This window comes from Sorangium sp. So ce375 (assembly GCF_051473855.1).
GTDB lineage: Bacteria > Myxococcota_A > Polyangia > Polyangiales > Polyangiaceae > Sorangium.
This window is the reverse complement of record NZ_CP150335.1, coordinates 4,455,151-4,477,637: the sequence shown is the minus strand read 5'-3', so window position 1 is coordinate 4,477,637 and position 22,487 is coordinate 4,455,151. Positions and strand designations below refer to the sequence as shown.

The 22,487-nt window shown below is 73.5% G+C and carries 14 protein-coding genes; 5 read left to right on the top strand and 9 right to left on the bottom strand.

Translation table 11 applies throughout. The features are described from left to right. Both WME90_RS16645 and WME90_RS16640 read right to left on the bottom strand, forming a co-directional pair. Positions 1-3,357, bottom strand: a complete 3,357-nt coding sequence (locus tag WME90_RS16645) for a protein kinase domain-containing protein (RefSeq protein ID WP_437282112.1) — start codon at positions 3,355-3,357, stop codon at positions 1-3. Between the two features lie 8 nt (positions 3,358-3,365). Next, the gene (locus WME90_RS16640) at positions 3,366-4,778 is read right to left on the bottom strand and encodes a sigma 54-interacting transcriptional regulator (protein ID WP_437282111.1); all 1,413 of its coding nucleotides are present in this window, start codon (positions 4,776-4,778) and stop codon (positions 3,366-3,368) included. Between the two features lie 335 nt (positions 4,779-5,113). On the opposite strand from WME90_RS16640, the gene WME90_RS16635 reads away from it, so the two are divergent. Then, entirely contained in the window at positions 5,114-7,027 is a 1,914-nt protein-coding gene (locus WME90_RS16635) for a M6 family metalloprotease domain-containing protein (protein ID WP_437282110.1), read from the top strand. On the opposite strand, the gene WME90_RS16630 is transcribed toward WME90_RS16635, so the two are convergent. After that, positions 6,975-7,934 carry a LysR substrate-binding domain-containing protein gene (locus WME90_RS16630; protein WP_437282109.1) on the bottom strand — a complete coding sequence of 320 codons (960 nt, stop codon included), beginning with the start codon at positions 7,932-7,934 and terminating at the stop codon, positions 6,975-6,977. The two genes, WME90_RS16635 and WME90_RS16630, sit on opposite strands and share 53 nt — an antisense overlap. A 124-nt stretch (positions 7,935-8,058) precedes the next feature. On the opposite strand from WME90_RS16630, the gene WME90_RS16625 reads away from it, so the two are divergent. Continuing rightward, positions 8,059-8,907, top strand: coding sequence for an oxidoreductase (locus WME90_RS16625; RefSeq protein ID WP_437282108.1), 849 nt, complete (start codon positions 8,059-8,061; stop codon positions 8,905-8,907). Positions 8,908-9,084: 177 nt separating this feature from the next. Here the strand turns inward: WME90_RS16625 and WME90_RS16620 are convergent, their stop codons facing one another. Further along, positions 9,085-9,441 carry an antibiotic biosynthesis monooxygenase family protein gene (locus WME90_RS16620; RefSeq protein ID WP_437282107.1) on the bottom strand — a complete coding sequence of 119 codons (357 nt, stop codon included), beginning with the start codon at positions 9,439-9,441 and terminating at the stop codon, positions 9,085-9,087. 202 nt (positions 9,442-9,643) lie between these two features. Here WME90_RS16620 and WME90_RS16615 point away from each other — a divergent pair, with 202 nt between their 5' ends. Further along, on the top strand, positions 9,644-10,900 hold the full coding sequence (locus WME90_RS16615) for a Kelch repeat-containing protein (RefSeq protein ID WP_437282106.1): 1,257 nt from the start codon (positions 9,644-9,646) through the stop codon (positions 10,898-10,900). 75 nt (positions 10,901-10,975) lie between these two features. Here WME90_RS16615 and WME90_RS16610 read toward each other — a convergent pair whose 3' ends face one another. After that, positions 10,976-11,671: an O-methyltransferase gene (locus WME90_RS16610; protein ID WP_437282105.1), complete on the bottom strand. Its 696-nt coding sequence runs from the start codon at positions 11,669-11,671 to the stop codon at positions 10,976-10,978. A 132-nt stretch (positions 11,672-11,803) separates the two neighbouring features. On the opposite strand from WME90_RS16610, the gene WME90_RS16605 reads away from it, so the two are divergent. Then, the gene (locus WME90_RS16605; protein WP_437282104.1) at positions 11,804-12,715 is read left to right on the top strand and encodes a LysR family transcriptional regulator; all 912 of its coding nucleotides are present in this window, start codon (positions 11,804-11,806) and stop codon (positions 12,713-12,715) included. 154 nt (positions 12,716-12,869) lie between these two features. On the opposite strand, the gene WME90_RS16600 is transcribed toward WME90_RS16605, so the two are convergent. Then, a complete protein-coding gene (locus tag WME90_RS16600) occupies positions 12,870-13,118 on the bottom strand; it encodes a hypothetical protein (RefSeq protein WP_437282103.1) in 249 nt (82 codons plus the stop codon). Between WME90_RS16600 and WME90_RS16595 the strand changes: the two genes are divergently transcribed. After that, positions 13,087-14,523: a glycosyl hydrolase family 8 gene (locus WME90_RS16595; protein ID WP_437282102.1), complete on the top strand. Its 1,437-nt coding sequence runs from the start codon at positions 13,087-13,089 to the stop codon at positions 14,521-14,523. The genes WME90_RS16600 and WME90_RS16595 overlap by 32 nt on opposite strands. Before the next feature lie 267 nt (positions 14,524-14,790). On the opposite strand, the gene WME90_RS16590 is transcribed toward WME90_RS16595, so the two are convergent. The 3 genes from WME90_RS16590 to WME90_RS16580 form a co-directional block, all read right to left on the bottom strand. After that, positions 14,791-15,777: a hypothetical protein gene (locus WME90_RS16590; RefSeq protein WP_437282101.1), complete on the bottom strand. Its 987-nt coding sequence runs from the start codon at positions 15,775-15,777 to the stop codon at positions 14,791-14,793. A gap of 348 nt (positions 15,778-16,125) precedes the next feature. Then, complete coding sequence (locus WME90_RS16585; protein WP_437282100.1) at positions 16,126-20,844, bottom strand: sigma 54-interacting transcriptional regulator; 4,719 nt, start codon at positions 20,842-20,844, stop codon at positions 16,126-16,128. A gap of 10 nt (positions 20,845-20,854) precedes the next feature. After that, a complete protein-coding gene (locus tag WME90_RS16580; RefSeq protein WP_437282099.1) occupies positions 20,855-22,306 on the bottom strand; it encodes a hypothetical protein in 1,452 nt (483 codons plus the stop codon). Positions 22,307-22,487 lie beyond the last annotated feature (181 nt).

Genomic DNA, 22,487 nt, shown 5'->3' with positions numbered 1-22,487 from the left:
TCAATGCCCCTCGCCCGCGAGCCGCCGCGCCTCGGCGACGCGCGCGCCCACGGTCCGGGCGCGCAGCGGGTTCGCCTGGATCGCCGCCTCCAGGGCCTCGGCCTCCCGCAGCGTGGCCTCTCTCCGGGCCGCCGCGCCGGGCGCCGCCGCGGCGCGCAGGCGAAAGAGCCCGCCCTGGGCCACGAGCGCCCGGTCGAACCGCGGGTTCAGGGCGAGCGCCGCGCCCGCGTGCCGGAGCCCCTCGTCGATCTCGGCCGCGGCGTCCTGCCCGCGGCCCGCCCGCAGCGCGGCGCGGGCCTCGTGGATCTCGGCCAGCAGCGCGTAAATCCGCGGATCGGCGCGCGGCTCGCCGAGCAGCACGGGCCGGAGCGGGACGAGCGCCGCGTCGAGCAGCGCCGCGTCCGGACGGCCCCGCCGCGCGCTCCACCGGAACGCGAGGAGCTCCGCCTCGGCGCGCTGCGCCCGGTCCGCGACGTCCCAGGGCGCCTCGGAGAGCCGGCGATCCAGCGTCTCGCGCGCGATCCGGAGCGCGGCCGCCGGGTCCTCGCCCCGCGCGAGCCGCACGCGCGCCTCGAGCATCGCCAGCATCGCCCGCAGAGACTCGGGATAGGCGGCCGCGCCCGGCGCCATCGCCCGCGCGCTCTCCTGGACGCGCGCCAGCGCCGCGCCCGGATCGACCCCCGCGTCCAGCGCGTGCAGCGCCAGCGCGTGATCCAGCCAGAGCCGCCAGTAGGGAGCCCCGGTCCAGGAAGGATCGCTCCGGCGCGTCGCCTCGATCACCGCGTGCATCCGCTGGACCGCCTCCTCGGGAGAGCGGCCGGCGCGGACGAGGTGCTCGACCTCGTAGAAGCCGATGGTCAGGCGGGAGGTTCGCGCGCTGCCGAACCCTGGATCGAGCGCCAGGACCTGATCGCAGCGCTGCTCGGCGCGCTCGAACGAGCCCTTCGGGTCGAGGCCGCGCAGCGACTCGTAGCGGCCGCGCTCGGCGTGGACGGCGCAGAGCTCGTTGAGGGCCCAGGCGAAGTCCGGCTCGCGCTGGAGCGCGGCCTCGTAGCCCTGGACGGCGCGCTCGAGGGCCTCGCCCTGGTCGCGGCCGATCAGGTCCGCGTGGTAGGCCCGCGCCCGGAAGATCGAGGCGGCCACGTACCGCGCCATGGCGTCGTCCGGGCTCCTGGCGAGCGCCTCCTCGGCGCGCGCGCTCGCCTCGGCGAGGGCCGCGTCCGCGTCCTCGCCCTCCTGCATCCCGCTCGCGACCCACCAGGCGAAGCAGCTGTGGACCCAGGCCAGCTTCACGTACGCCTCGGCGCTCCGCGGGCTCGCCGCGAGCGCCCGCCCGCAGGCCTCCCGCGCCCGCTCGAAGCTCGGGCGCATCGACGCGCCGTGCTTGCCGGCGGCGTTCATGGTCTGGGTCCAGAGCTCGCACGCGCCGGCGTGGACCGAGGGGTCGGATCGGCCGTGATCGGCGGCGATCCGGTACGCCTCGGCGGCGCCATCGAAATGGCCCTTCATCCGCTCGAAATCGAAGGCGGCGTCGTGGCGGTAGCGGCTCCCCATCGCGAAGAGCACGTCGCCCTCCAGCTTCTTCGCCTCGTAGAGCCACGGCGCCCCCGCGAACGCGGCCCGGGCCTTCTCCAGCGCGTCCTCGTGCCTGCCCTCGGCGAGCGCGAGCAGCCCCTCGGCGTACGCGGGCGCGTCGACGGCGCCGCCGAGCGCCGCGCGCAGGTGCAGGGCAGCCGGCGCCTTGAGCTCGGCCTCCAGCGCGGCGATCCGGGCCTCGCGCTGCGCCGGGTTGCGGATGCGCCGGGCCTGCTCCAGGCCGCGGCGGTAGAGCTCGGAGAGCGCCGCGCCGGCGGCGTAGTCGAGCCCCGGCGATCGGTAGCCCGCCCGCTCGGCCGCCCGGAGGTGCTCGAGGGCGGCGGCCGGCTCCTGGAGCGCGAGCAGGCCGCGGCCGAGCGCGTACTCCCCGGGGCCGCGGCCGCTCTCGCCCGCCTGCGCCATCCGGGCCTCCACGGTCCCGAGCCGGGCGCGGACCACGTCGCGCTCGCGCTCGACGTCGTGGAGCGGCATCCCGTGGGCGCCGAGGAGGAAGAGCTCCATCTCCTTCACGGTCTCGCCGAGCTCGCGCGCGAGCTCCGCCTGCTGCGCGGCGGCGCGCCGGCTCCGGACGGCGAGGCCGGCGACGACCAGGGCCGCGAGGACCAGCGCTGTCACACCCGCGACGGCCGCCCGGTGCCGCCGCGCGTGCCGGGCGAGGCGGCGGCCGAGGGAGGCGCGGCGCGCGAGCACGGGGTCGCCGTCCAGGAAGCGCTGCAGATCCTCGCCGAGCGCGCGCGCCGACTCGTAGCGGGCGCCGGGCTGCTTCTCGAGGCAGCGCATCACCACCGCCTCGAGATCCTGGGGGATGTCGCGGTCCAGGGTCCGGAGCGGCGGCGCGTCCGCCTCCAGCACCTGGCGGAGCACGTCCATCACGGTGCCCCCCGTGAACGGCGGGCGGCCGGCGAGCAGCGCGTAGAGCGTCGCGCCCAGGCCGTAGACGTCGGTCCGCCGATCGAGGGCGTGCACCCGCCCCGCGGCCTGCTCGGGCGCCATGTACGCGGGGGTTCCGAGCAGGGCGCCCGTCAGGGTGGGCCCGCTCTCCCCCGCCTCGCGCGCGATGCCGAAGTCCATGAGGTAGGGGCGGTAGGCGCCGTCGCTGCCCCGCTCCAGCATGACGTTGCTCGGCTTCACGTCGCGGTGCACGAGGCCGAGCCGGTGCGCCTCGTGGAGCGCGGCGGCGATGGCCCGGGCCACGCGCACCTTCTCCTCGACGGTCAGGTCGCCGCGGGCGTCCTGGAGGGAGGGGCCGTCGATGCAGCGCATCACGAGGAAGGGCACGTGATCGGCGACGCCGGCCTCGTGGACCTCGCAGACGTTCTCGTGGCGGAGCCGCGCCTGGGAGCGCGCCTCGCGCAGGAAGCTCCCGTCGATCTGCGCGCCCGCCGAGAGCAGCTTGATGGCGACGCGCCGGCCGAGCCGGAGATCCCGCGCCCGGTAGACGACGCCCATGCCGCCGCGGCCGAGGAGCTGGAAGTCCTCGAAGCGGGCGTGGAGCGAGGGCGGGATCGGCGACGGCGCGGCGGGCGTGGACTCGGGCGCGGCGGCGGAGCGCCGGCTCTCCGTGCCGAGGCCGAGATCGGCGGTGGCCTCGGGCGCCGCTGGCAAGGCCTCGAACGCCGCTGGCGAGGCCCCGGACGCCGCTGGCAAGGCCTCGGACGCGGCGGGCGTGGCCCCGGGCGGGGCCGGGCCGGTGAGGGTCGCGTCGTCGCGGCCGCGCCGCGGCCACGGCGGGGCGTCGACGCGGGGATCGTCGGCGTCCACGGGCGGGATCATCGGGCGCGGAGGCCGTGGCGCTGGAGCAGCCGGTGGACGAGCTGGCGGGAGACGCCCATCGCGTCGGCCGCCTGCGAGATGTTGCCCCCGTGCTGGCGGAGCTTCTCGGTGACGTAGGCGCGCTCCAGCTCCTCGAGCACGACCTCCCGCGCTTCGGGCAGCGGCAGCTCGAGGAGCCTGCGGAGGCGGGCGTCCCCGGGCCCTTCCGGCGACGCGCCGGAGGGCGCCGCGCCCGAGGGACCCGGGCGCGGGGGTTCCGCGCTGGAGCTCCCCTGCGGCGCCGGCGGCGCGGCGCCGAGGATCTCGTGGAGCAGCTCGGGAAAGAGGACGAGCCGCGCGACGGTGTTCCGGAGCTCGCGCACGTTCCCCGGCCAGTCGTAGGCCTCCAGCAGCGGGAGCGCGCCCGGCGGCAGGTCCGCGAGCGCGCGCGGCGGATCCCGCGCGAGGAGGAAGCGCTCGACGAGGAGCGGGATGTCGTCCTTGCGCTCCCGGAGCGCGGGGACGTGGACCTCCACCACCGAGAGCCGGAAGTAGAGATCGGCCCGGAACGAGCCGTCCTGGGCCCTCGCGCGCAGGTTCCGGTGCGTGGCCGCCACGATCCGCGCGTCGAACGGGAGCCACTCGTTCGATCCGACCCGCCGGATCTGCCTCCCCTCGATGGCGCGGAGGAGCTTCGGCTGGAGCTCGAGCGGAAGCTCGCCGATCTCGTCGATGAAGAGCGTGCCCCGGCTCGCCTGCTCGAGCAGGCCCGGCCGCGCCGCCGCGGCGCCCGTGAACGCGCCCCGGGCGTGGCCGAAGAGCTCGCTCTCCACGAGGTTCGGGGCGATGGCGCCGCAGTCCACGACAACGAACGGGCCGTCCTTGCGGCGGCTCTGCGCGTGGATCGCCCGCGCCAGCACCTCCTTGCCGGTGCCGGACTCGCCCAGCAGGAGCAGGGTCTCGTCGGTCGGGGCCGCGCGCTCCAGCCGGGCGAACAGCGCGCGCATGGGGAGGCTCCGCCCCGCCGCCTCGCCGAACGCGTCCGCGGCCGAGAGCGGCAGGACCGCCGCGGGGCCCGCGGGGCCGACGACGATCTCGGAGCTGCCGACCGTGGCGGGTACGCCCGGCGGGAGGAAGGCCTCGCGGATCCGGACGTCGCGGATCAGGGTGCCGTTCTTGCTGCCCAGATCGCGCAGGAGAACGCCCTGCTCGGTCAACCGGATCTCGCAGTGCCTGCGCGAGGCGCGTGGATCGGCGAGGACCAGATCGCAGTCGGCGCCCGCGCCGACGAGGAGGGGTCGCAGATCGAGCGGCGCGGTGAGCGTGCGCCGGTCCGGGAGGGCGACGGTCACCGAGACGGCCGGGAGCCGGAGAGAGCGCCCCTCATCGAAGCTCGTGAGCGTGCACGCTTCCCCGGGATCGTCGCCCATGATCGCCATGGTGCCCCTGGAGGGTGCCGCGTCAACCGGAACCGGCGCGCCCGCGGGGCCCGAGCGGCGCCCGCAGCGCACCGTCGGCGTCGGCGCGCGCGCCTGCAGGATCGCTGTCACGCCGCCGCGACAGCCTCCGTCACGCGCGCGCGACAGCTGTCCCGGCGGCGTGTCGGCGGCGTGTCGGCGCGCGGCGGAGCGCTCGCCGGAGACGCGCGGAAGACGCGCGGATCAGCCTGGAAACGCAGCGATCCGCGCTGCAGCCCGAGACCGGCACATGGGTTGCGATGGGCCCCCTCGAACGCGGCGAAACGCGGATTGAGGAGGATACGGACATGACGTCTCGAAACAGCGGCGCGGGCAACGTGGAGCACCAGGGGATCTTCGGCGCGCGGCGCGCGGCGCGGCTCGGGCTCGGGCTCGTCGCGCTCGCCGCGCTGGCGAGCGCCGTCTCGGTGAGCCGCCCTGCGGCCGCGGTGAGCGCCGAGCCCGGGCTGCGCGAGATCCGGCTCGACCCGAGCGGCGCGACCTTCCGCGCCGAGGTGATCGGCGACGAGCACTTCGACTACCTCCGGATGGCGGACGGCACCGCCGTCGTGCGCAACGACCTCTCGGGCGACTACGAGGTCGCCGAGCTCGGACAGGACGCGCGCGGCGCCCTCACGCTCGTCCCCTCCGGGGTGCTGGTCCGCGATCTCCGCGGGCAGGGCGGCCCGGTGGATCCGGCGTTGCTCCAGCGCATCGACGACGAGGCGCTCGATACCCTCTGGGAGGCGGAGATCGCACATTCCCGGGGCGCGCTCTCGTTCGCGGCGCGTCCGACCGCGATCACCGGGATCCGGCGCCCCCTGCTGACAATCCTGCTCGAGTTCACCCAGGGGGGCGGGATCGCCACGCCGGGCGCGTTCACCGGCAGCTTCGCGACCGACATCGCGTACTGGAACCAGACGATGTACGGGAGCCTCCCGGGCTCGGTGAACCATTATTACAACGACATGTCGCGCGGGAAATTCTCCTTCACCCGCGCGAAGGAGACCCAGGGCACCGCCAACGACGGCATCGTCCGGATCAAGCTCCCGTTCGCGCACCCCAACAGCAAGAAGGATTTCTCCCTCCTCCAGCTGTACCTGAAGGAGGCGCTGGTGCTGGCGAATCCCTACGTCAACTTCGCCTCGTACGACACAAATGCAGACGGCAAGGTCCGCGGCGACGAGCTCAATGTGGTCTTCATCGTGGCCGGCTACGAGACAGCGAACACGAGCAAGACGCCATCCATCTGGGCCCACGCGAAGGGCTTCGAGGACCCGATCACCCTCGACGGGAAGGTCCTTACCGGCTACGCGGCGCTCGGCGAACGGCAGGTCCACTCCGTCGGCGGCGTGCCCACCACGATGCCGGCCACCGTGGGTGTCATCGTCCACGAGCTCGGGCACTCGGCGATCGGCCTGCCGGATCTCTACAAGGGCCCGACCCCGCTCGGGTCATGGTGCGTGATGGCGACCGGGAGCTGGGGGAGCACGAGCGGCTCGCCAGCGGGCTCGGTGCCCGTGGCGATGGGCGCCTGGAGCCGGGTCCAGGCCGGGTTCCTGGCGCCGACGGTGATCGAGCCCGGGTCCCCGCCGCAGGACATTCCCCTCGTCCGGACGGCCGGCGCGGAGTTCCTCGGGCAGGGCGTCGCGCCGACGATTTACAAGATCGAGACGTCGGATCCGGACCAGTACTTCCTGATCGACAACCGCCAGAACGAGGGTTACGACCGAGGCCTGCAGCGCTGGTTCGACTTCGATGACGTCTCCGGCGGCGTGGCGATCTACCGCGTCGACGAGGCCAAGAAGGCGGGCGCCGGGAAGATCACGTTCATGGCGAGCAACCCGAGCTCGCCGAGCTCCCTCGCGAACCTCTACAACGAGGAGGGGGGCCGGACCTTCACGCCGTTCACCGACCCGAGCAGCGACGACGCGGACGGGCAGTTCACCGGGCTCTCGGTCACGGGCTTCAACGTATCCGGGCCGATCATGCTCGCGCACGTGAGCTACGTCCCCTTCGACTGCAACGCCATCACCGCGTCCGTGGCGGAGCACGAGATCCACGGCCGCGCCCACAAGCAGATCGTGGACCTCGGGGGCAGCCAGATCTTCCTTGGATACCGCACCACGGGCGCGCAGGAGGCGCTCGGGCTCGACGACGACGAGATCGTCACGCTCCACGTCGAGGCGCCCGGGATGTGGAGCGTCGGGGAGTGCGACTGAGCGGCTCGGCCTCCCGCCCGCGGAAGCTCGTGACCGCCTCGATCAGCGCGCGAAGCTTCGGCTGCTCCTGCGTGCGCGCGGGAAAGTACAGGCAGAAGCCGGGGCCCTTCGTGATGAACGCCTCGAGCACGCGCTCCAGCCGTCCCTCCGAGAGGTCGCGCTCGACGGCCTGGTCGGGCACGTAGGCGAGGCCCGCCCCCGCACACGCGAGCTCGACCATGAGCCCGATATCGTCGGCGACGATGCCTCCGGGAACATCGACGGTGATCGTCTTGCCCCGGCGCTCGAGCTCCCAGCGATAGACGACGCCGCTCGCGATGAGGCGCTGGCGGATCGCGCGATGGCGGATGAGGTCCTCCGGCGCGCGCGGTCGCCCCGCCTTCGCGAGGTAGGCCGGCGAGCCGACGATCGACCACGACGCGTGGCTCGTGATCGGAACCCGCACCATGTCCTTCTCGATCGCGTCGCCGAGCCGGATGCCCGCGTCGAAGCCGGCTGCCACGAGGTCGACGAAGGCATCGTTGAGCGAGACCTCGATCGACAGCTCCGGATACGCCTTCTGCATCTCTGCCACGAGCGGAGCGAGGAGCCACGCGCCGCTCATGCGCGGCGCGGTGATCCGGAGGTTCCCGGAGGGACGCCCGCGGTAGTCGCCGAGCGCGGCGAGCGCGTCCTCGACGTCGGCGAGCGCGGGCTGCAAGCGCTGAAAGAGGCGCTCGCCCGGCTCCGTGAGCGCCACGCGCCTCGTGGTCCGCTGAAACAGCACCACGCCGCACCGTCGCTCCAGGAGCTTGATCTTCTGGCTCACGGCGGTAGGGGTGACCCCGAGCGCGGCCGCGGCGGCGGTGAAGCTCTTGTGGCGGCCCACGGCGAGGAACGTCGTGAGCCCGTCGAGCGCATCGGTCATGCTCGATTATGAACCTATAGTTCATAAAGTATCAACAACTCAGCGTATTTCATTCATGCTCTGGGTGTTGCATCTTCGGTCGTGCGAGGGGCGCAGCGCCCCGGGCCACGAAGAGGAGATCCCCATGGAAACGAGCAAGAACGAGCGGGTGTGGTTCATCACGGGAGCGTCGCGCGGCATCGGCGCGGAGATCGCGAAGGCGGCGCTCGCCGCCGGCGATCGGGTGGTCGCCACCGCGCGCGATCCGAGGAGCCTCACGGACCACTTCGGGCGGCCCGACGCGCTCCTCCCCGTCGCGCTCGACGTGACGGACGAGGCGTCCATCGCCGCCGCGGTCGAGGCGGCCGTCGCTCGGTTCGGCCGGATCGATGTGCTCGTGAACAACGCCGGCTTCGGCGTCGTCGGCGCGATCGAGGAGACCCAGGGCGACGAGGTGCGGCGCGTCTACGAGACGAACGTGTTCGGCCTCCTCGCGGTGACGCGCGCCGTGCTCCCGCAGCTCCGGAAGCAGCGCGCCGGCCTGATCTTGAACATCTCATCGCTCGGCGGCTACCGGGCGGGCGCCGGGTTCGGCGTTTACTGCTCGACGAAGTTCGCCGTCGAGGGGATCTCGGAGGCGCTCCACGCCGAGCTCGCGCCGCTCGGCATCGGGGTGACGGTCGTCGAGCCGGGCTACTTCCGGACGGAGTTCCTGGAGGCGAAGTCCGTCGTCGATGCGGGCAAGGTCATCGCCGATTATGCGGAGACCGCGGGCAAGGTCCGGAGCCGCGCGAAGGAGGTCAGCCTCCAGCAGCCTGGCGACCCAGCGCGGCTCGCGCGCGTGGTCGTCGAGCTCGCCCGCGCGAAGAATCCCCCGCTCCGCCTCCCGCTCGGCAGCGACACAGTCGCCGCGATCGAGGCGAAGAACGCGTTCGTGGCGCAGGAGCTCGCCGCGTGGCGCGCCGTCGCGGAGTCGACGGACTTCCCGAAGTGAAGCGAGGCGCCCCGCCGTAGGCGCGAGCACGCAGGGAGAGGCGGGGATCACGCGCCGGGCGCCTCGATCTCAACCATCTCGACATCGGGTCCGAGATCTCGCGGCGCGAGCCCTCCCGCTCGTTCTCCGGTCGGAAGAACGCCGCCTTCTCGGCCGCGCGCGCCGCTGACTCGTCCGTCATGTCTCCTCGACGCCGTTTGCGCCGGCTCGCCCGTCCTCGCCCTCTCGCGCCTCGCGGAGCTCGTAATGCTGCGCTCGGGCATCGAAACGCGCGAGGATCTGACGCGCCTTCGCTGGCACGTACGCGGCCTCAACATCCTCGCCCGCGAACGCCTTCACGGCCTCGATCGAGTCGAACGACATGATCGTGACGAACTCGACCTCGTCCCCGAGCGGACGCCGGAGCAGCTCGATGCGGCGGAAGCCTCGCACCTGCTTCGCCAGGATTCCCGGGAAGATCTCTGTCTTCAACAGGGCCTCGTACGTAGGTGCGTTCTCGGGGGTTGTCCAGCCGTGCCAGATCCGTCGGATCATGTGACCTCCTGTGGCAGCGCGCGCGGCGTACAGAATCCACGCGCAGCGTACGAAACGTCAAAGCGCCCGCCCGGTCAAGCGCGCCGCGGGAGTCGCCCCGTTCCAGCGTACACGACCCTCTGATAGGCTCTTCTGTTGCGCTCCATGGCGCGTCCCCGGCAGGGGACGGCCGCCCCTCCCCTATCTCTGACGAGGTCCTACCATGTCTGCCATCGGTCATTGTCATCGTGGTCTGGTCCCCTTCCTTTCCCTCACCGCGCTCGCGGTCACCGGCTGCGGTGCCGGGTCGGAGCCCGCACCCCTCGCCGCGGACGCGCTCGAGGAGGCGGCGATCGAGGTGAGCTCGGCGCCGCTGGCCAACCACCACGCGAAGAAGAAGTGCCGCCGCCACGTCGGCGTGCACGCGGAGTGGTCGTCCGTGGCGCCGCTGCCCGTGGCGCGAGAGCGGCACATCGCCCTGCTCATGCCGGACGGCCAGGTGATGGTCGCCGGCGGCAGCGGCGATTACCCCTACCCCACGACGGTCGATTTCTACAACCCCGCTGCTGACACGTGGACGACCGGTGATACGCTGCCCTACCCCATGTCCCCTGTGGGCGCGGCGCTCCTACAGGACGGCAGGGTGCTCTTTAGCCCGGGCGGGCTGGTCTACGATCCGATCACGGGCACGACAGCGAGCGTCCCGCTCACGCCCGCCGAGGCGGCGCGTGGCTGGGAGTTCGCCTATAACGCGCTCACCGTCCTGCCGGACGGGCGGGTATTGCGCACGGGCGGCAGCGACGACGACAGGACCCTCAAGGAGGCCGTGCTCTACGATCCTGCCACGAACACGTGGTCCAGCGCAGGGTCGATGTCGGTGACCCGCTACCTGCACACGGCGACGCTGCTCCAGGACGGGCGCGTGCTCGTCGTCGGCGGGTACACGTTGAACGGCAACGAGATGCCCGAAGGCCGCACCAGCGTGGAGATCTACGATCCGGCGACGGGCGCCTGGACGACGGCGGCGCCGACGAACCTGCCCCGCATGCAGCACACGGCCACGCTGCTGCCGAGCGGGCGCGTGCTGGTGATCGGCGGCGGCGGCAGGATCTACGGCGGCACCGAGGAGGAGATCGAGGTCCTCGTCGATGCGGGCGAGACCGCCGAGATCTACGACCCCGCGAACGACACGTGGACGTTGACCGCTCCGCCGAGCTTCCTCCACACCTGGGCGTCCGCCGTCGCGCCCATGTCCCACGGCCGCGTGATGGCCGTCGGCAGCGACGGCGCCGAGATCTACAAGGAGGCGAACGGCGCCTGGACCACGATCGACGAGCCGATCCAGAGAGGCTTCCACACCGCGACGACCCTTCAAGACGACTCGGTCCTCATCACGGGCGGGTATGACGCGACGTACTTCTCCAATCCGCCAACCCTCGCGAGCGTGGAACGGTACGGGGGCTGCAAAAAGAAGCATTGACAATGCATTAACAATGCATTGACACGCACGCGCCGCTCGTCCTCGCGCGAGCGCGCGAGGACGAGGCGCCCTATCTCACGCCTCGCCCTCGCGCCCGTCGCGGCCGTGCCAGCAGGAGACCTCCAGCCTGTCCCCCAGCGGGATCTCCACCGACCCGTAGCCGCTGCCCGCGCCGCGCACGTACTCCAGGTACGAGCGCAGGTCATCCGGCGCGATGTCGAGATCGTCAGCGACGATGAGCGCGCCCCTCCGCAACCGGGGCTCGAGCACCCGGAGCACCGGCAAATAAAGGTTCTTCCATCCGTCCAGCAGGACGAAATCGATCGGCCCCTCCACCTCCCGCAGCGTCACGAGCGCGTCTCCCTCGCGGATCTCCACGAGCTCACCGAGCCCGCTCTCCTCGAGGTTCTCCCGCGCCCGCCGTACCTTCTCCGGGTGCATCTCGCTGCCGATCACCCGCCCGCCGCCGCCGGCATCGCGGACGGCCGCGGCGAGAAACACCGTCGAGATCCCGAACGACGTCCCGAACTCCACCACCGTGCGCGCCCTCGCAGCGAAGGCGAGCATGTGCAGCAGCCGCCCGACCTCGCGGGAAACCGGCAGATACGCCTCGGCGAGGAGCTCGGCGAGCCGCTCGGCGTCGGGGTGCTGCCCGCGCTGCTCCCAGTCGCCGCGGACGCGGGCGATGATGCGCGGATCGCCGCTGTCGGCGTCCTGGAAGAGGCGGTCGAGGGTCCTTTGAACGCGCGGCGAATCGAGCGTTGTGCTCATGATGGCATGTCTCCTCAGGGCAGGCCCACGGCGACGGCTCCCCCGCCCTCGCGGCTGCCCTTGTCGACACCCAACCTGCGCCCGAGCAGCCATGACTTCCAGTGCATGTACGGTACGTTATGATTGCGTCCCATGCACTCCATGGATCTGAACCTGCTCGTCGCGCTCGACGCGCTCCTCGAGGAGGAGAGCGTCCTCCTGGCCGCGAAGCGGATGCACCTCAGCCCGTCGGCCATGAGCCGCACGCTCGCGCGCGTCCGCGAGGCCGTGGGCGACCCGATCCTCGTGCGCGCCGGCCGGCGGCTCGTGCCCACGCCGCGCGCCGCGGAGCTGCGCCCGCGCGTGCGCGCGGTTGTCGCCTCGGCCAGCGCGGTCCTCCGCGAGCGGGGCGCGCTCGACGTCGCCGCGCTCAACCGCAGCTTCGCCGTCCGGACCAGCGACGGCATCATCGGGCTCGTCGGCGCCCCGCTCCTCGAGGCGCTGAGGGCCGAGGCCCCGCGCGTCACCGTCCGCTTCCTCCCCGAGGGCGACGAGGACGCCGCCGCGCTCCGCGAGGGCCGGATCGACCTCGACGTCGGCATCATCGGCGACATGGGCCCGGAGATCCGGGTGCAGGCGCTCGTCAAGGACCGCTTCGTGGGCGTGGTGCGCCGCGGCAGCCCGCTCGCGTCCGGCAAGGTGACGGTGCAGCGGTTCGTCGAGCACGACCACCTCGGCGTCTCCAGGCTGGGCAAGACCTGGGGCCCTATCGACGACGCCCTCAAGAAGAGAGGGCTCGCCCGGACCACCGCGGCCGTGGCGTCAGGCCATTACGCGGCGCTGTGCCTCCTCGCCAGCTCCGACCTCGTCGGCGCGTTCCCCTCGAGGTGGCTCGCGCACGCCGCCCCGCGCTTCGATCTCGTCACGTTCCCGCTGCCGGTGCCCACGCCGGCCATCACCATCGCGCAGGCGTGGCACCCCCGCTTCGACGCCGACCCCGCGCACCGGTGGCTGCGCGACCGGCTCCGCCGCGTCTTCCGATCGCTCGCGGGGCTCGGGGCGTAGCCGCGCCCGGCCCAGCGGCGCCGCTTCGGGGCGTGTGAACGTCGATCATGTCGACCCGTGGGCGAGCAGCGCTGTGGCGTGGAGGCGATCCCCTTCGACACATGAAAAGATGCTGGGATCACGCGACTTTTCCAGAAGAGCCGGATCGCGGTTGTCACGGTGTCCTCTCACCCCGAGGCAGACCCGGCAGTTGGGACTTGACGCCTCCGAGCGGTTGGATTTCCTTCTCGCCCAGCAGCGTCATCACGTGGACGTCGCCAGCGATGTTCACGCCGAGCGCGTCCTCAGAGGATGCGAGCTCGAACACGAGGACAGCGATGAACTTGCGAATGCTAACGTCTCCAGTCGCATCGGCATGGTTTGCCGTCACGGTGATCGCCTGCGCGCCCAGCAACCAAGGCAACCAGGTCGCCTCTCCCAACCAGGCGGGCACGGCCGCTCCGGCCGGCAGCGCCGCTCCGGCCAGCACCGCGACCCCGGCCGGCACGGCCCAGACGCCCGCGCCGGCGGAGCCTGCGCCCCTCGGTCCGCCGCTCAAGCCCGCTGCCCAGGGAGCGTTCGCCACGGGCGAGTACCGCAACCTGTTCGCCGAGCTGGGACACAAGCCCGCCGAGATCGACGCCAAGATCGCGAAGGCCTACGAACAGCTGTTCCACGGCGATCCCAAGGAGCAGGCCGTCCTGTTCCCGGCGGGAAAGAACGCGAACGGCCCCAAGGCGTACATCATGGACATCGGCAACAACGACGTCCGCTCCGAGGGGATGTCGTACGGCATGATGATCGCCGTGCAGGTCGATCGCAAAGACGACTTCGACGCCCTGTGGAACTGGGCCAAGTCCCACATGTACCACGCGGATCCGAAGCACCCCGGCTTCGGCTATTTCTCGTGGCAGATGCGCCCGGACGGGACGGCCATGGATGAGAACCCCGCCCCCGACGCGGAGGAGTATTTCGCCACGGCGCTGCTGTTCGCGTCCAACCGCTGGGGGAACGGCAAGGGGATCTACGATTACAAGAAGGAAGCCTTCAGCCTCCTCGACGCGATGAAGAACCGGAAGCCGATCACCGGGCCTGTCAACAAGGACAAGCGCAAGACGACGGTGCACCCGCTCTTCAACGCCGAGCACAAGATGGTGCGGTTCACGCCCGACGCGGACAACTTCGCGAAGAACGGCGATCACACCGATCCGTCGTATCACCTGCCCGCGTTCTACGACCTGTGGGCGGCCTGGGGCCCCGAGGCGGATCGCGCGTTCTGGGCGGAGGCGGCCAAGGCGAGCCGCGATTACTTCGTCAAGACGACGAATCCGAAGACCGGGCTCGCCCCGGATTACGCCAACTTCGATGGCACCCCCAAGGCTGCCTCGTGGGACGCGGGGACCGCCAACTTCCGTCAGGACGCGTTCCGCACCGCGATGAACTGGTCGGTGGACGCGGCGTGGTGGGCGAAGGATCCGCGGCAGACCGAGCTGAGCGATCGCATCCTCGCGTTCTTCGAGGCGCAGGGCCCCAAGTACAAGGGCAACTTCACCCTCGAGGGCAAGCCCACCGTCGATTACGACTCGCTCGGGCTCGTGTCGACGAACGCCGTCGCGGCGCTGGCCGCTACCCATCCGCGGGCCTGGCGCTTCGTCGAGGAGCTGTATCAGCGCGAGGCGCCCACCGGCAAGTGGCGGTACTACGACGGCATGCTGTACACGATGTCGCTGCTGCACCTGAGCGGGAAATTCCGCATCATCACGCCGCAGGCGCAGGCACCGGCGCAGGCGAAGGCTGCAGCGCCTGCTGCTGCCGCAGGGAAGAAGTAGCTCGGCAGGCGTGGGGGCGCTCGGATCACGCCGATGATCGCGGGCGCCCAACACCGACTCCCCTCGCAAGGCCTGTCGCCGCCGGGAGGTAGCGTTCCCGGATCTACAGCGGTTTCCGCCCACCTCTGCGACGCGCAGAGCAGAGCGGCGGGCACCCGCACAGGAGACGGGCCCAGATCGGCGTTTTCGGCGCGCAAGCGCACTCCGGTGCGCTGAGCACCGAAAACGTCGAGGTGGGCCCGTATCCGAAGCGGGTGCCCGCCGCTCTCACCGCGCGAGGCCGCGGAGCGCCAGCTCGCCGCCCGGCGAGCGCGCCGCGAGCACCGTGATCGTCGCCGAGGCCGACGGCCCGAACAGCTCGAGCCCCGAGAGCCCGGGGACCTCGGCCGCGGGCGCCGAGAGATCGGCCGGCCTGCGCCGCAAGGACGCCTCGCCCCCATCGGGCCGCTCCACCCACTCGACGAGCTCGCCGCGGACCGCGGGCAGCACGTACGGCGCGCTCGCCATCTCGACGATCGCCGCCACGGCGTCGCCGCTCCCGGGAGCGGTGATGTCCCCGATCAGCAGATCGAACTGCTCGAACTTCGGCTCCGGATGGTTCAGCCCCCATTCGAGATAGGCTATCCGCTCTCCGGCGCCGAGCATCGGGAACGCCTGTTTGCCCTCTCGGGGGCGCGGCGTCGCGCGCCCCGTGCGTCGATCATAAACAACGACGTCCGCGAGATCGCGCGCGTCCTCGTCGAAGCGGCCGTCGGGATCCTCGGAGAAATCAGCGAACGCGACGTGCGTCGCCGAGATGTCCGGAAAACGCTGTTGCCCCGGGCCGGACGCGACGCGGATCGCCTCCGCCTGACCGCCCTCGTACAGGAAGACGTCGGTGTCGCCCGCCTCGTCCGCGGTCAGCCAGCCCGTCAGCACCACCGCGTCCCCCTCCACGCGCGGCTCGCCCGCGTGATCGAACGCGCCGGGGATCGTCAGGATCTCGCCGCCCCGGCGCGCGCGTACCACGCGCCTTCCGTTCTCCGTCGCCTCCCAGACCACGACGTCGCCGGCGAGCGCAGGCCGGCGGGGCTGCTCGGCGGCGGGCGCGAGGAGGAGCTCTTCGCCCGTCGCGAGATCACGCAGCTTCAGATCGCCGCTCGCCTCGCCATCCTGGGGCGCCGCGACGTAGACGAGCGAGCAGCCGTCGATCGCGTAGGGGGGAGCCCCGGGCACCCGCGGGGCGCCTTCGTCGACCTTCGAGGCGGAGACCACGACGCCATCGGCCGCGGAGGCGTCGCACGCAGCGGGCGAGGACGGCGTGGTGGAGGCGCCGCCTTCGCCGTCCGGCAGGTGGGTCGGCGAACCGTCGGCGACCGCAGGCGAGCAGCCCGCGACGAGCAGCGCGAGAGCGAACCGCGCGATCGAACCACGGCGATGGCTCGGTCCTTGAAGGCGGGGACGCGGGGAGTTCGGAAAGAGCGTTCTTCCCGCCGCGCGGCGTTGCTGATGATCCCCCGCAGGCCTCGACCTGCTCGGTGCTCCGGAACTGATGCCCTTCATAAAGAGTCCTCCACTGCTGCGTTTGCCTGCCTCTCCGCCGGCAGCGCCTTCACGAGGTGATCACTCCGCTTTCCTCGTCTGCTTCTGCTTCTGCGCCCCGGAGGGGTCGCGCATGCCGAGGCGCGCCATGCGCTTCTTCAGACCGTGGCGCGTGATGCCGAGGCGCTCGGCCGCGCGGCTGATGTTCCCGCCGGTCTCCGCGAGCGCTCGCCGGATCGGCTCGCGCTCGTCTTCCTCGGCCAGCACGCGGCGTGTCTCGCCCGCGCCGCCCCGCCCCGCGGGCGGCGGCGGGGCGGTACCGGCCGGCGGTCGCGCCGGGGCCGCGGGGCGCTCCGCCGCGGCGGGCGGCCGGCGCGCGCTCGCGCGGATCGCCCGCGGGAGGTGCTCCATCTCGACGCGGGGCACCCCGAGCGCGGCCAGGCGCTGGACCAGATTCGCGAGCTCCCGCACGTTGCCGGGCCACGCGTAGGCGTCGAGCGCCGCCAGCGCGCCCGGCGCGATCTCGACGGAGGCGCCCGCCCGCTCCAGGTACCCGCGCAGCAGCAGCGGCACGTCGCCCTCCCGGTCGCGGAGCGGCGGCACGTGGATCTCGATCGCGTTCACACGGAAGAGCAGGTCCTGCCGGAACGCTCGCTCGGCGACCGCCTGCGCCAGATCCCGGTTCGTGGCCGCGACGATCCGCGCGTCGAACGGCCGCTCGTCGTCGCTGCCCACCGGCCGGTAGCGCCGTGACTCCAGCGCGCGCAGCAGCACCGCCTGCCGCGCGAGCGGCAGCTCCCCGAGCTCGTCGAGGAAGAGCGTGCCGCCCTCGGCCCGGGCGAGCAGGCCGGGACGCGCGCGCTCCGCCCCCGTGAACGAGGACCGCGCGTGGCCGAAGAGCTCCGACTCGAAGAGCGTGTCGGGTACGGCGCCGCAGTTGATCGCGACGAGCTCGCGCGAACCACGCGGGCCGAGCTCGTGCAGCGCGCGGGCGAAGAGCTCCTTGCCCGCGCCGGTCTCGCCCGTGAAGAGCACCGGCAGGTCGCTGTCGATGGCCGCGTCGAGGCGCGCGAGCGCACGGCGCAGCGCGGGGCTCTGGCCCAGGATGCCGGGGAAGGTCCTTCGCAGCGGGGCCACGGGCACGACGGTCGTCTCGAAGCGCTGGAGATCGGGCGCGGGCTCGGCGGGCGAGGCGAGGCCGGCGGGCGCCGGGCCCTCGCGGCGAGGCTCGTCCAGCGCTCCGGGGCGGGCGAAGAGCCGCAGGAAGAGCCCTGCGAGCGACGCCCAGCGAGCGGCGTGCGTCTCCGTGACGGCGTCGAAGCAGGCCGGTCGGAACCGGTGCTCGATCACGACGAGCGCGCGCGCTGGGCCGGGGAGCGCCGGACCTGGCGCGGCCGCGCTCGCGGCATGGGCGCGCGCGCCCATGGCGGCGTGGTCCGCGCCGCCGCGCAGCAGGAGCCGCGAGCCGCGGCCGCCCGGCGTCTCCACGTCGCGCTGGTAGTGGACGGCCGCGGCCTGGCTCAGGGCCAGCTGCGCCAGGTCCGGCGTGATGCGCCGGGCCGCCTCGGCGATCTCCAGCCCGTCGATGTCGGCGCCCCAGGCCGCGACGACCCGCCCCTGCTCGTCGACGACGGCAAGCAACGCGCGCTCCGCCCCCGACTGCCGCACGAGGGCGCGCGCGAGACCGATCGCGGCTTCCGCAGCGCCGTCCGCGGTCGCCTTCGCGCCGTCGCCCCCCGCCGCCACCGACGCGAGCCACGCCCAGAGCGCGTCGTCGTCCCTGCTCGCCGCCACCGTCATGCCTCGGCCAGCATACGCGCCGCCTGCCGCGGCCGGTGCCCCCTGCCGCGCCGAGCGCAGCACGTCGAGCGCCTGGGCTTCCACCTCCGCGAGCATCGCCGCGCGGGCCCGCCGCGCGGCCCGGATCGCCCCCCGCGCCGCCTGCCGGGGCTCCGCCGGCAGCTTGGTGAGGTACACCTGCGCCTCCGCCACCTGCGCCCGCGCGTCCACCAGCGGGTCGCTCGCCCGCACGCCCGGCGAGAGCGCCGCGAGCGCCGCGAGCGCCCTCGGGCCGTCGCCGTCGAGCAACGCCACGTTCGCCCGCGCGATGACGAGATCGGCCTGGATCGCCGCGGGGAGCGACGCCGCGAGCGCCCACGCCTCCGCGATGCAGCGCTCCGCCGCGCGCGCGTCGCCGCGGCGCACCTCGATGTCCGCGCGCGCCGACAGGCACCAGCCGCGCCCCGCCACCTGACCGAGCGACCGCGCGAGCTGCATCGCCTCGTCGAGCGCGCGGAGGGCCTCCTCGTAGCGCGACGCCTTCCCGAGCGCGATCCCGAGGTTCATCAGGCACGAGCGCATCCCGGCTCGGTCCCCGAGGCTCCGCTTGACCGCGAGCGACGCCTCGAACGTCCGCACCGCGTCCTCTACCTGGCCGCGGTAGAGGGCGACGACGCCCGCGTTGTGGTGGAGCCGCGCCACCTCTTCCACATCGTCGGCGCGCTCGCCCGCCGACGGCAGCTTCGCTTGCGCCTCCGCGAGCCATGCCTCCGCCTCGCCCCAGTCGGCGCGCATCAGCGCCACGAGCCCCAGCGTCGACAGCGCGAACGCCTCGGCCGCCCCGCCGCCGAGCCTCCGCGCCGCCGCGAGCGCCGCGAGCGCCTGCTCCTTCGCCGCCGCCGCGTCTCCCTCCCGCGCGCGCTTCTCCGCGCGCCGCCGCAGCGCCAGCACGAGCACCCGCTCGTCCCGCTGCGCCGCCTCGTCGAGCCACGCCACGACCTGCGGGTGCGCCGCGCCCACGCCCGCGTCGCGCGTCAGCCGCTCGAGCCTGCGCAGGAGCCCCGGGGTCCTCCGGTCCGCGTCCTGGCCGAGCGCGAGCAGGGCCTCGATCTCCTCCGACCGCAGCCCGCCCTCGCGCGCTTGCGCCGCGGCCCGCTCGTGGAGCTGCGCGCGGCGGGCTCTCGTGCACGGCGACGCCGCCGCCGAGAGGAGCGCCGACGCAGGCGCGCCGGGATCCGCGAGCAGCGCCGCGGCGACCTCCTCGGCGACCTCGGGCGTGGCGAGCGCCGCGGCGAGATCCCGCGCCAGGGCCGGCGCGGAGAGCGTGTAGAGCGCGCCGGACGCCTCCTCCCGCCTCGCGATCAGCGAGCCCGCGAGCAGCTCGCCGAGGGCCCGCTCGCCGGAGGCGACCGGGTGCCCACCGGAGGCGCCCGGCTGCCCGCCGCCGCGCGCCGCCGCCTGGCCGCCGCGCCCCGCCGCCCCGCCGCCGCGCGCCGCCGCGTGGTCGCCGCGCCCGCCGCGCCCGAACCCGGGACGGCAGAGCGCCTCGGGCAGGGCGCCGCCCGCGATCGCGATGGCCGCGAGCGTCGCGCAGGCGTCGGCCGACAGCCCGCGCACGCGCTCGATCGCCGTGTCCTTCGTGAGCGGCACGCGGCCGAGCGAGGCGAAGAGCCACCCCGGGTTCTTCTCCGACGCCACGGCGGCCTCTCGCACGCTCGCCTCGTCGTCCACGCCGAGCGCGCGGCACAGCGCGCCGAAGCTCGCGTCGCTGAGCGGCCCGAGCGCCACACACGCCGCGCCCTCGGGCGCGCTGCGGGCCGTCGCGACCACCTCGATCGCCGCGGCGCCGGGCGCCGCCGGCCGGCACCGGTACGCGTCGAGCGCGGCGCGGAGCTCGGCCGGGGCCTGGTCCAGGTCGTCCAGCAAGAGCAGCAGCGGACGCACGTCGCCGGGCGGCGTCACGAACGGCGGCGCCCGCTCCACGCCCCGAAAGAACGCGATGAGCTGCGGCAGGAGCGGGTCGGCCTCGCGCGGGAACGCGACGTACCGAGCGCTCCGCCCGCCGAGCAGCGCCCGCGTCACGAGCTCGCGGCCGAGGTGGCTCTTGCCGGCGCCGCTCGGCCCGGTGACGTAGCGCACGCGGCCTGACGGCGCCTCTTGCAGCGCCTCGAGCTCGCGCTCCCGCCCGATGGGTGCCGGCGGCGCCCCGACGGCGATGCCCGCCTCCGCGGCCGCGACGCCGAGCTGGCGGAGCACCTCGCGGGCCTCGGCGGGGCGGTCTCTCGGGTGCAAGGCGAGCAGCCCCTCGATCACCTCGGCGACGCTCGGCTGGACCCACGGGGCGGCGTCGCGCAGCGGGCGCCGCGCGCGAAAGGGCCCGGGCGGGCGGCCCGCGGCCGAGCACCACGCGAGCGCCCCCAGGCTGTAGAGGTCGGACGCGGGCGAGGGCGCGCTTCCGGCGAGCAGCTCGGGGGCGGCGAAGGCGGAGGTGAACGCGACGGCATCGCGCGGCGCGCGCGCCCTCGACACCGCCGCCCCGAGGTCGAGGAGCACGGCCTCGGCGCCGTCCCCGCCGAGGGGCCGCATCCGGACGTGCGCCGGCTTGAGATCGCTGTGCACGAAGCCCGCGTCGTGCAGGGCGGCGAGGGTCCGCGCCACGCCGCCGAGCACGCGCGCGAGCAGCGCCGGGCGTTCGGCGGCCGGGGCCCCCTGCACCCAGGCCGCAGCGTCGTCGCCGGCCACGTATTCCTCGACGAGGAAGGGGGCTCCCGTCCGCTCGTCCCGCCCGAGATCGTGCGCCCGCACCACGCCGGGGACGCGCAGGCGCGCGAGCAGCGCGAACTCGCCGAGCAGGGTGTCCTCGCGGAAGGCGCCCTGACGGAACAGCTTCGCGACGAGCTCGCGTCCGCGCGCCTCGCGGTCGATCACGCGCCCCACGACGCCCTGGGCCCCCTGCCCGAGGATCTCGCCCGGCTCGTACCGAGCATGGGCAACGAAGGGCTCGCGCCGCGGGGCGTGCATGGCGGAGAGGTTACTCGCGCGCGGCGCTCGCCGTCGCTCCGGCTGCGATGCGCGCGAGCAGCGGCTCGCCGTACGCGGGCTCGCCGAGGAGCGCGAGCGCGCGGCGGAGTCGCGGCTCGGCGAAGCGCCCGAGGTCGTCGAAGTGGCGCTCGGCCTCGCCGGCGGTGGACGTGTCCGCGAGCCGCCGCGCCGCGCCGACGTCGGCCGCCTCGGTCTCGGGGGAGAGCACCTCGACGCGGAGCATCATCACGCGCACGACGTCGTCGGGCGTGGGCTGGACGGTGAGCGGGATCGAGGCCTCGGTCCACGCCTGCGGAGCGAGGTAGAGCACCCGGACGCCGGGCGTCCGGAACCACTGGCGCTTCCAGGTGTTCACCATGGCGACGGCCTCGTCGTGGTACAGGCCGGTCGCGTCGAGGGCGTCGGTCACGCTCGCGCCGAGCGCCTCGACGAACTCGTCGAGGGGCGGGGCTCCGTCGAGCGAGGGGGCGCGCTCGACGAGCGTTCCTCCCGCCGCGATGCCCTCGGGGTGCGCGACGAACGCCCCCGCCGAGGCGCCGACATTGAGGACGAAGGCGGTCCCGATCGCCTCGCCGAGCGTGTTCTCGGCGGAGATCGCCCCGCCGGCGCCGGCCGTCACGCGGACGGGCAGGTCGAAGTTGCCGAGCCCTCGATAGAACAGGAAGCGCTCGTGCTGCGGCGCCTCCGTCGCGCCGGGCACGCCTGCGATGCGGAGCGGGTTGGCGCCGACCTGGCGCGCGTGAGCCCAGGTAAACCGATCGAGCGGCGCCTCGGGCAGGGGGACGTCGCTGTCGCGCCCGAGGATCTCGAACGTACCCCACTCGAGGAGGCCACGCGCGTCCGGGCCGTACATCTCCGAGCACATCGGCGAGCCAAAGGGGAACTCGGGGTCGAACGCCGGGTCCGCGTACGTCGTCACGTCGGGAACGGCGTTGGGCACCAAGATGGGCGGGGAAAACTGGCGGACCGCGGGATACCACTGCGTGAAGATCCCTTTGCGGAACGAGACCTGGACGTGCGCGGTGAGCGGATTTTCGACGTAGAAGTAGGTGACCGGCGTCTCCATCTTCACGTTGACGTTCGTCGACATCGAGCCATCGAGCGTGCCGGCTCCGAGCCGGTCATAGACGAAGGCGGGGAGGTCCTCCTCTTCGTGGTGCAGCCCCTGTTGAAGCGAGCCGTCGGAGCCGACGACCACGGTGTCGGTGCCCCATTCGTGGACGATGAAGCCTTTACCGGGGTACGCGAGATCGGGCGCCGAAGGCACACCGGGCGCGGGCTGCTGGCCGGAGGAAACGCCATCGTGAGGCGCTGGGCCGGGCTGATCGGGCGGCGCGCCGCCGGTCGAGCTGCCGCCGTCGGACGTTCCGGAGCACGCGGCGATCAGGGTGGCGAGGACGATGGGAAGCGTGAGGCGGTAGGATGTCGGTTCGGTTACCATGGTGAGGTCTCCTTCCCGGCCCTGAAGCAGCTCTCGGGCCACCGCGCCAAGCCATTGAATTCCAATGGATTGCGAGGGTCGCAACGAGGCGGTTACCAGGGGATGTGGTAACCGGAACGGCGGGGTGACCAGGCGCTGGTAACCGTGGACGAGCCGCCGAGCGAGGAGCGCTCCAACGATA

Coding starts and splice junctions, on each gene's coding strand:
- WME90_RS16605 (WP_437282104.1), top strand. CDS start 11,804: ATGCACTCCATGGATCTGAACCTGCTCGTCGCGCTCGACGCGCTCCTC.
- WME90_RS16635 (WP_437282110.1), top strand. CDS start 5,114: ATGACGTCTCGAAACAGCGGCGCGGGCAACGTGGAGCACCAGGGGATC.
- WME90_RS16640 (WP_437282111.1), bottom strand. CDS start 4,778: ATGGGCGACGATCCCGGGGAAGCGTGCACGCTCACGAGCTTCGATGAG.
- WME90_RS16585 (WP_437282100.1), bottom strand. CDS start 20,844: ATGCACGCCCCGCGGCGCGAGCCCTTCGTTGCCCATGCTCGGTACGAG.
- WME90_RS16620 (WP_437282107.1), bottom strand. CDS start 9,441: ATGATCCGACGGATCTGGCACGGCTGGACAACCCCCGAGAACGCACCT.
- WME90_RS16580 (WP_437282099.1), bottom strand. CDS start 22,306: ATGGTAACCGAACCGACATCCTACCGCCTCACGCTTCCCATCGTCCTC.
- WME90_RS16610 (WP_437282105.1), bottom strand. CDS start 11,671: ATGAGCACAACGCTCGATTCGCCGCGCGTTCAAAGGACCCTCGACCGC.
- WME90_RS16625 (WP_437282108.1), top strand. CDS start 8,059: ATGGAAACGAGCAAGAACGAGCGGGTGTGGTTCATCACGGGAGCGTCG.
- WME90_RS16615 (WP_437282106.1), top strand. CDS start 9,644: ATGTCTGCCATCGGTCATTGTCATCGTGGTCTGGTCCCCTTCCTTTCC.
- WME90_RS16630 (WP_437282109.1), bottom strand. CDS start 7,934: ATGACCGATGCGCTCGACGGGCTCACGACGTTCCTCGCCGTGGGCCGC.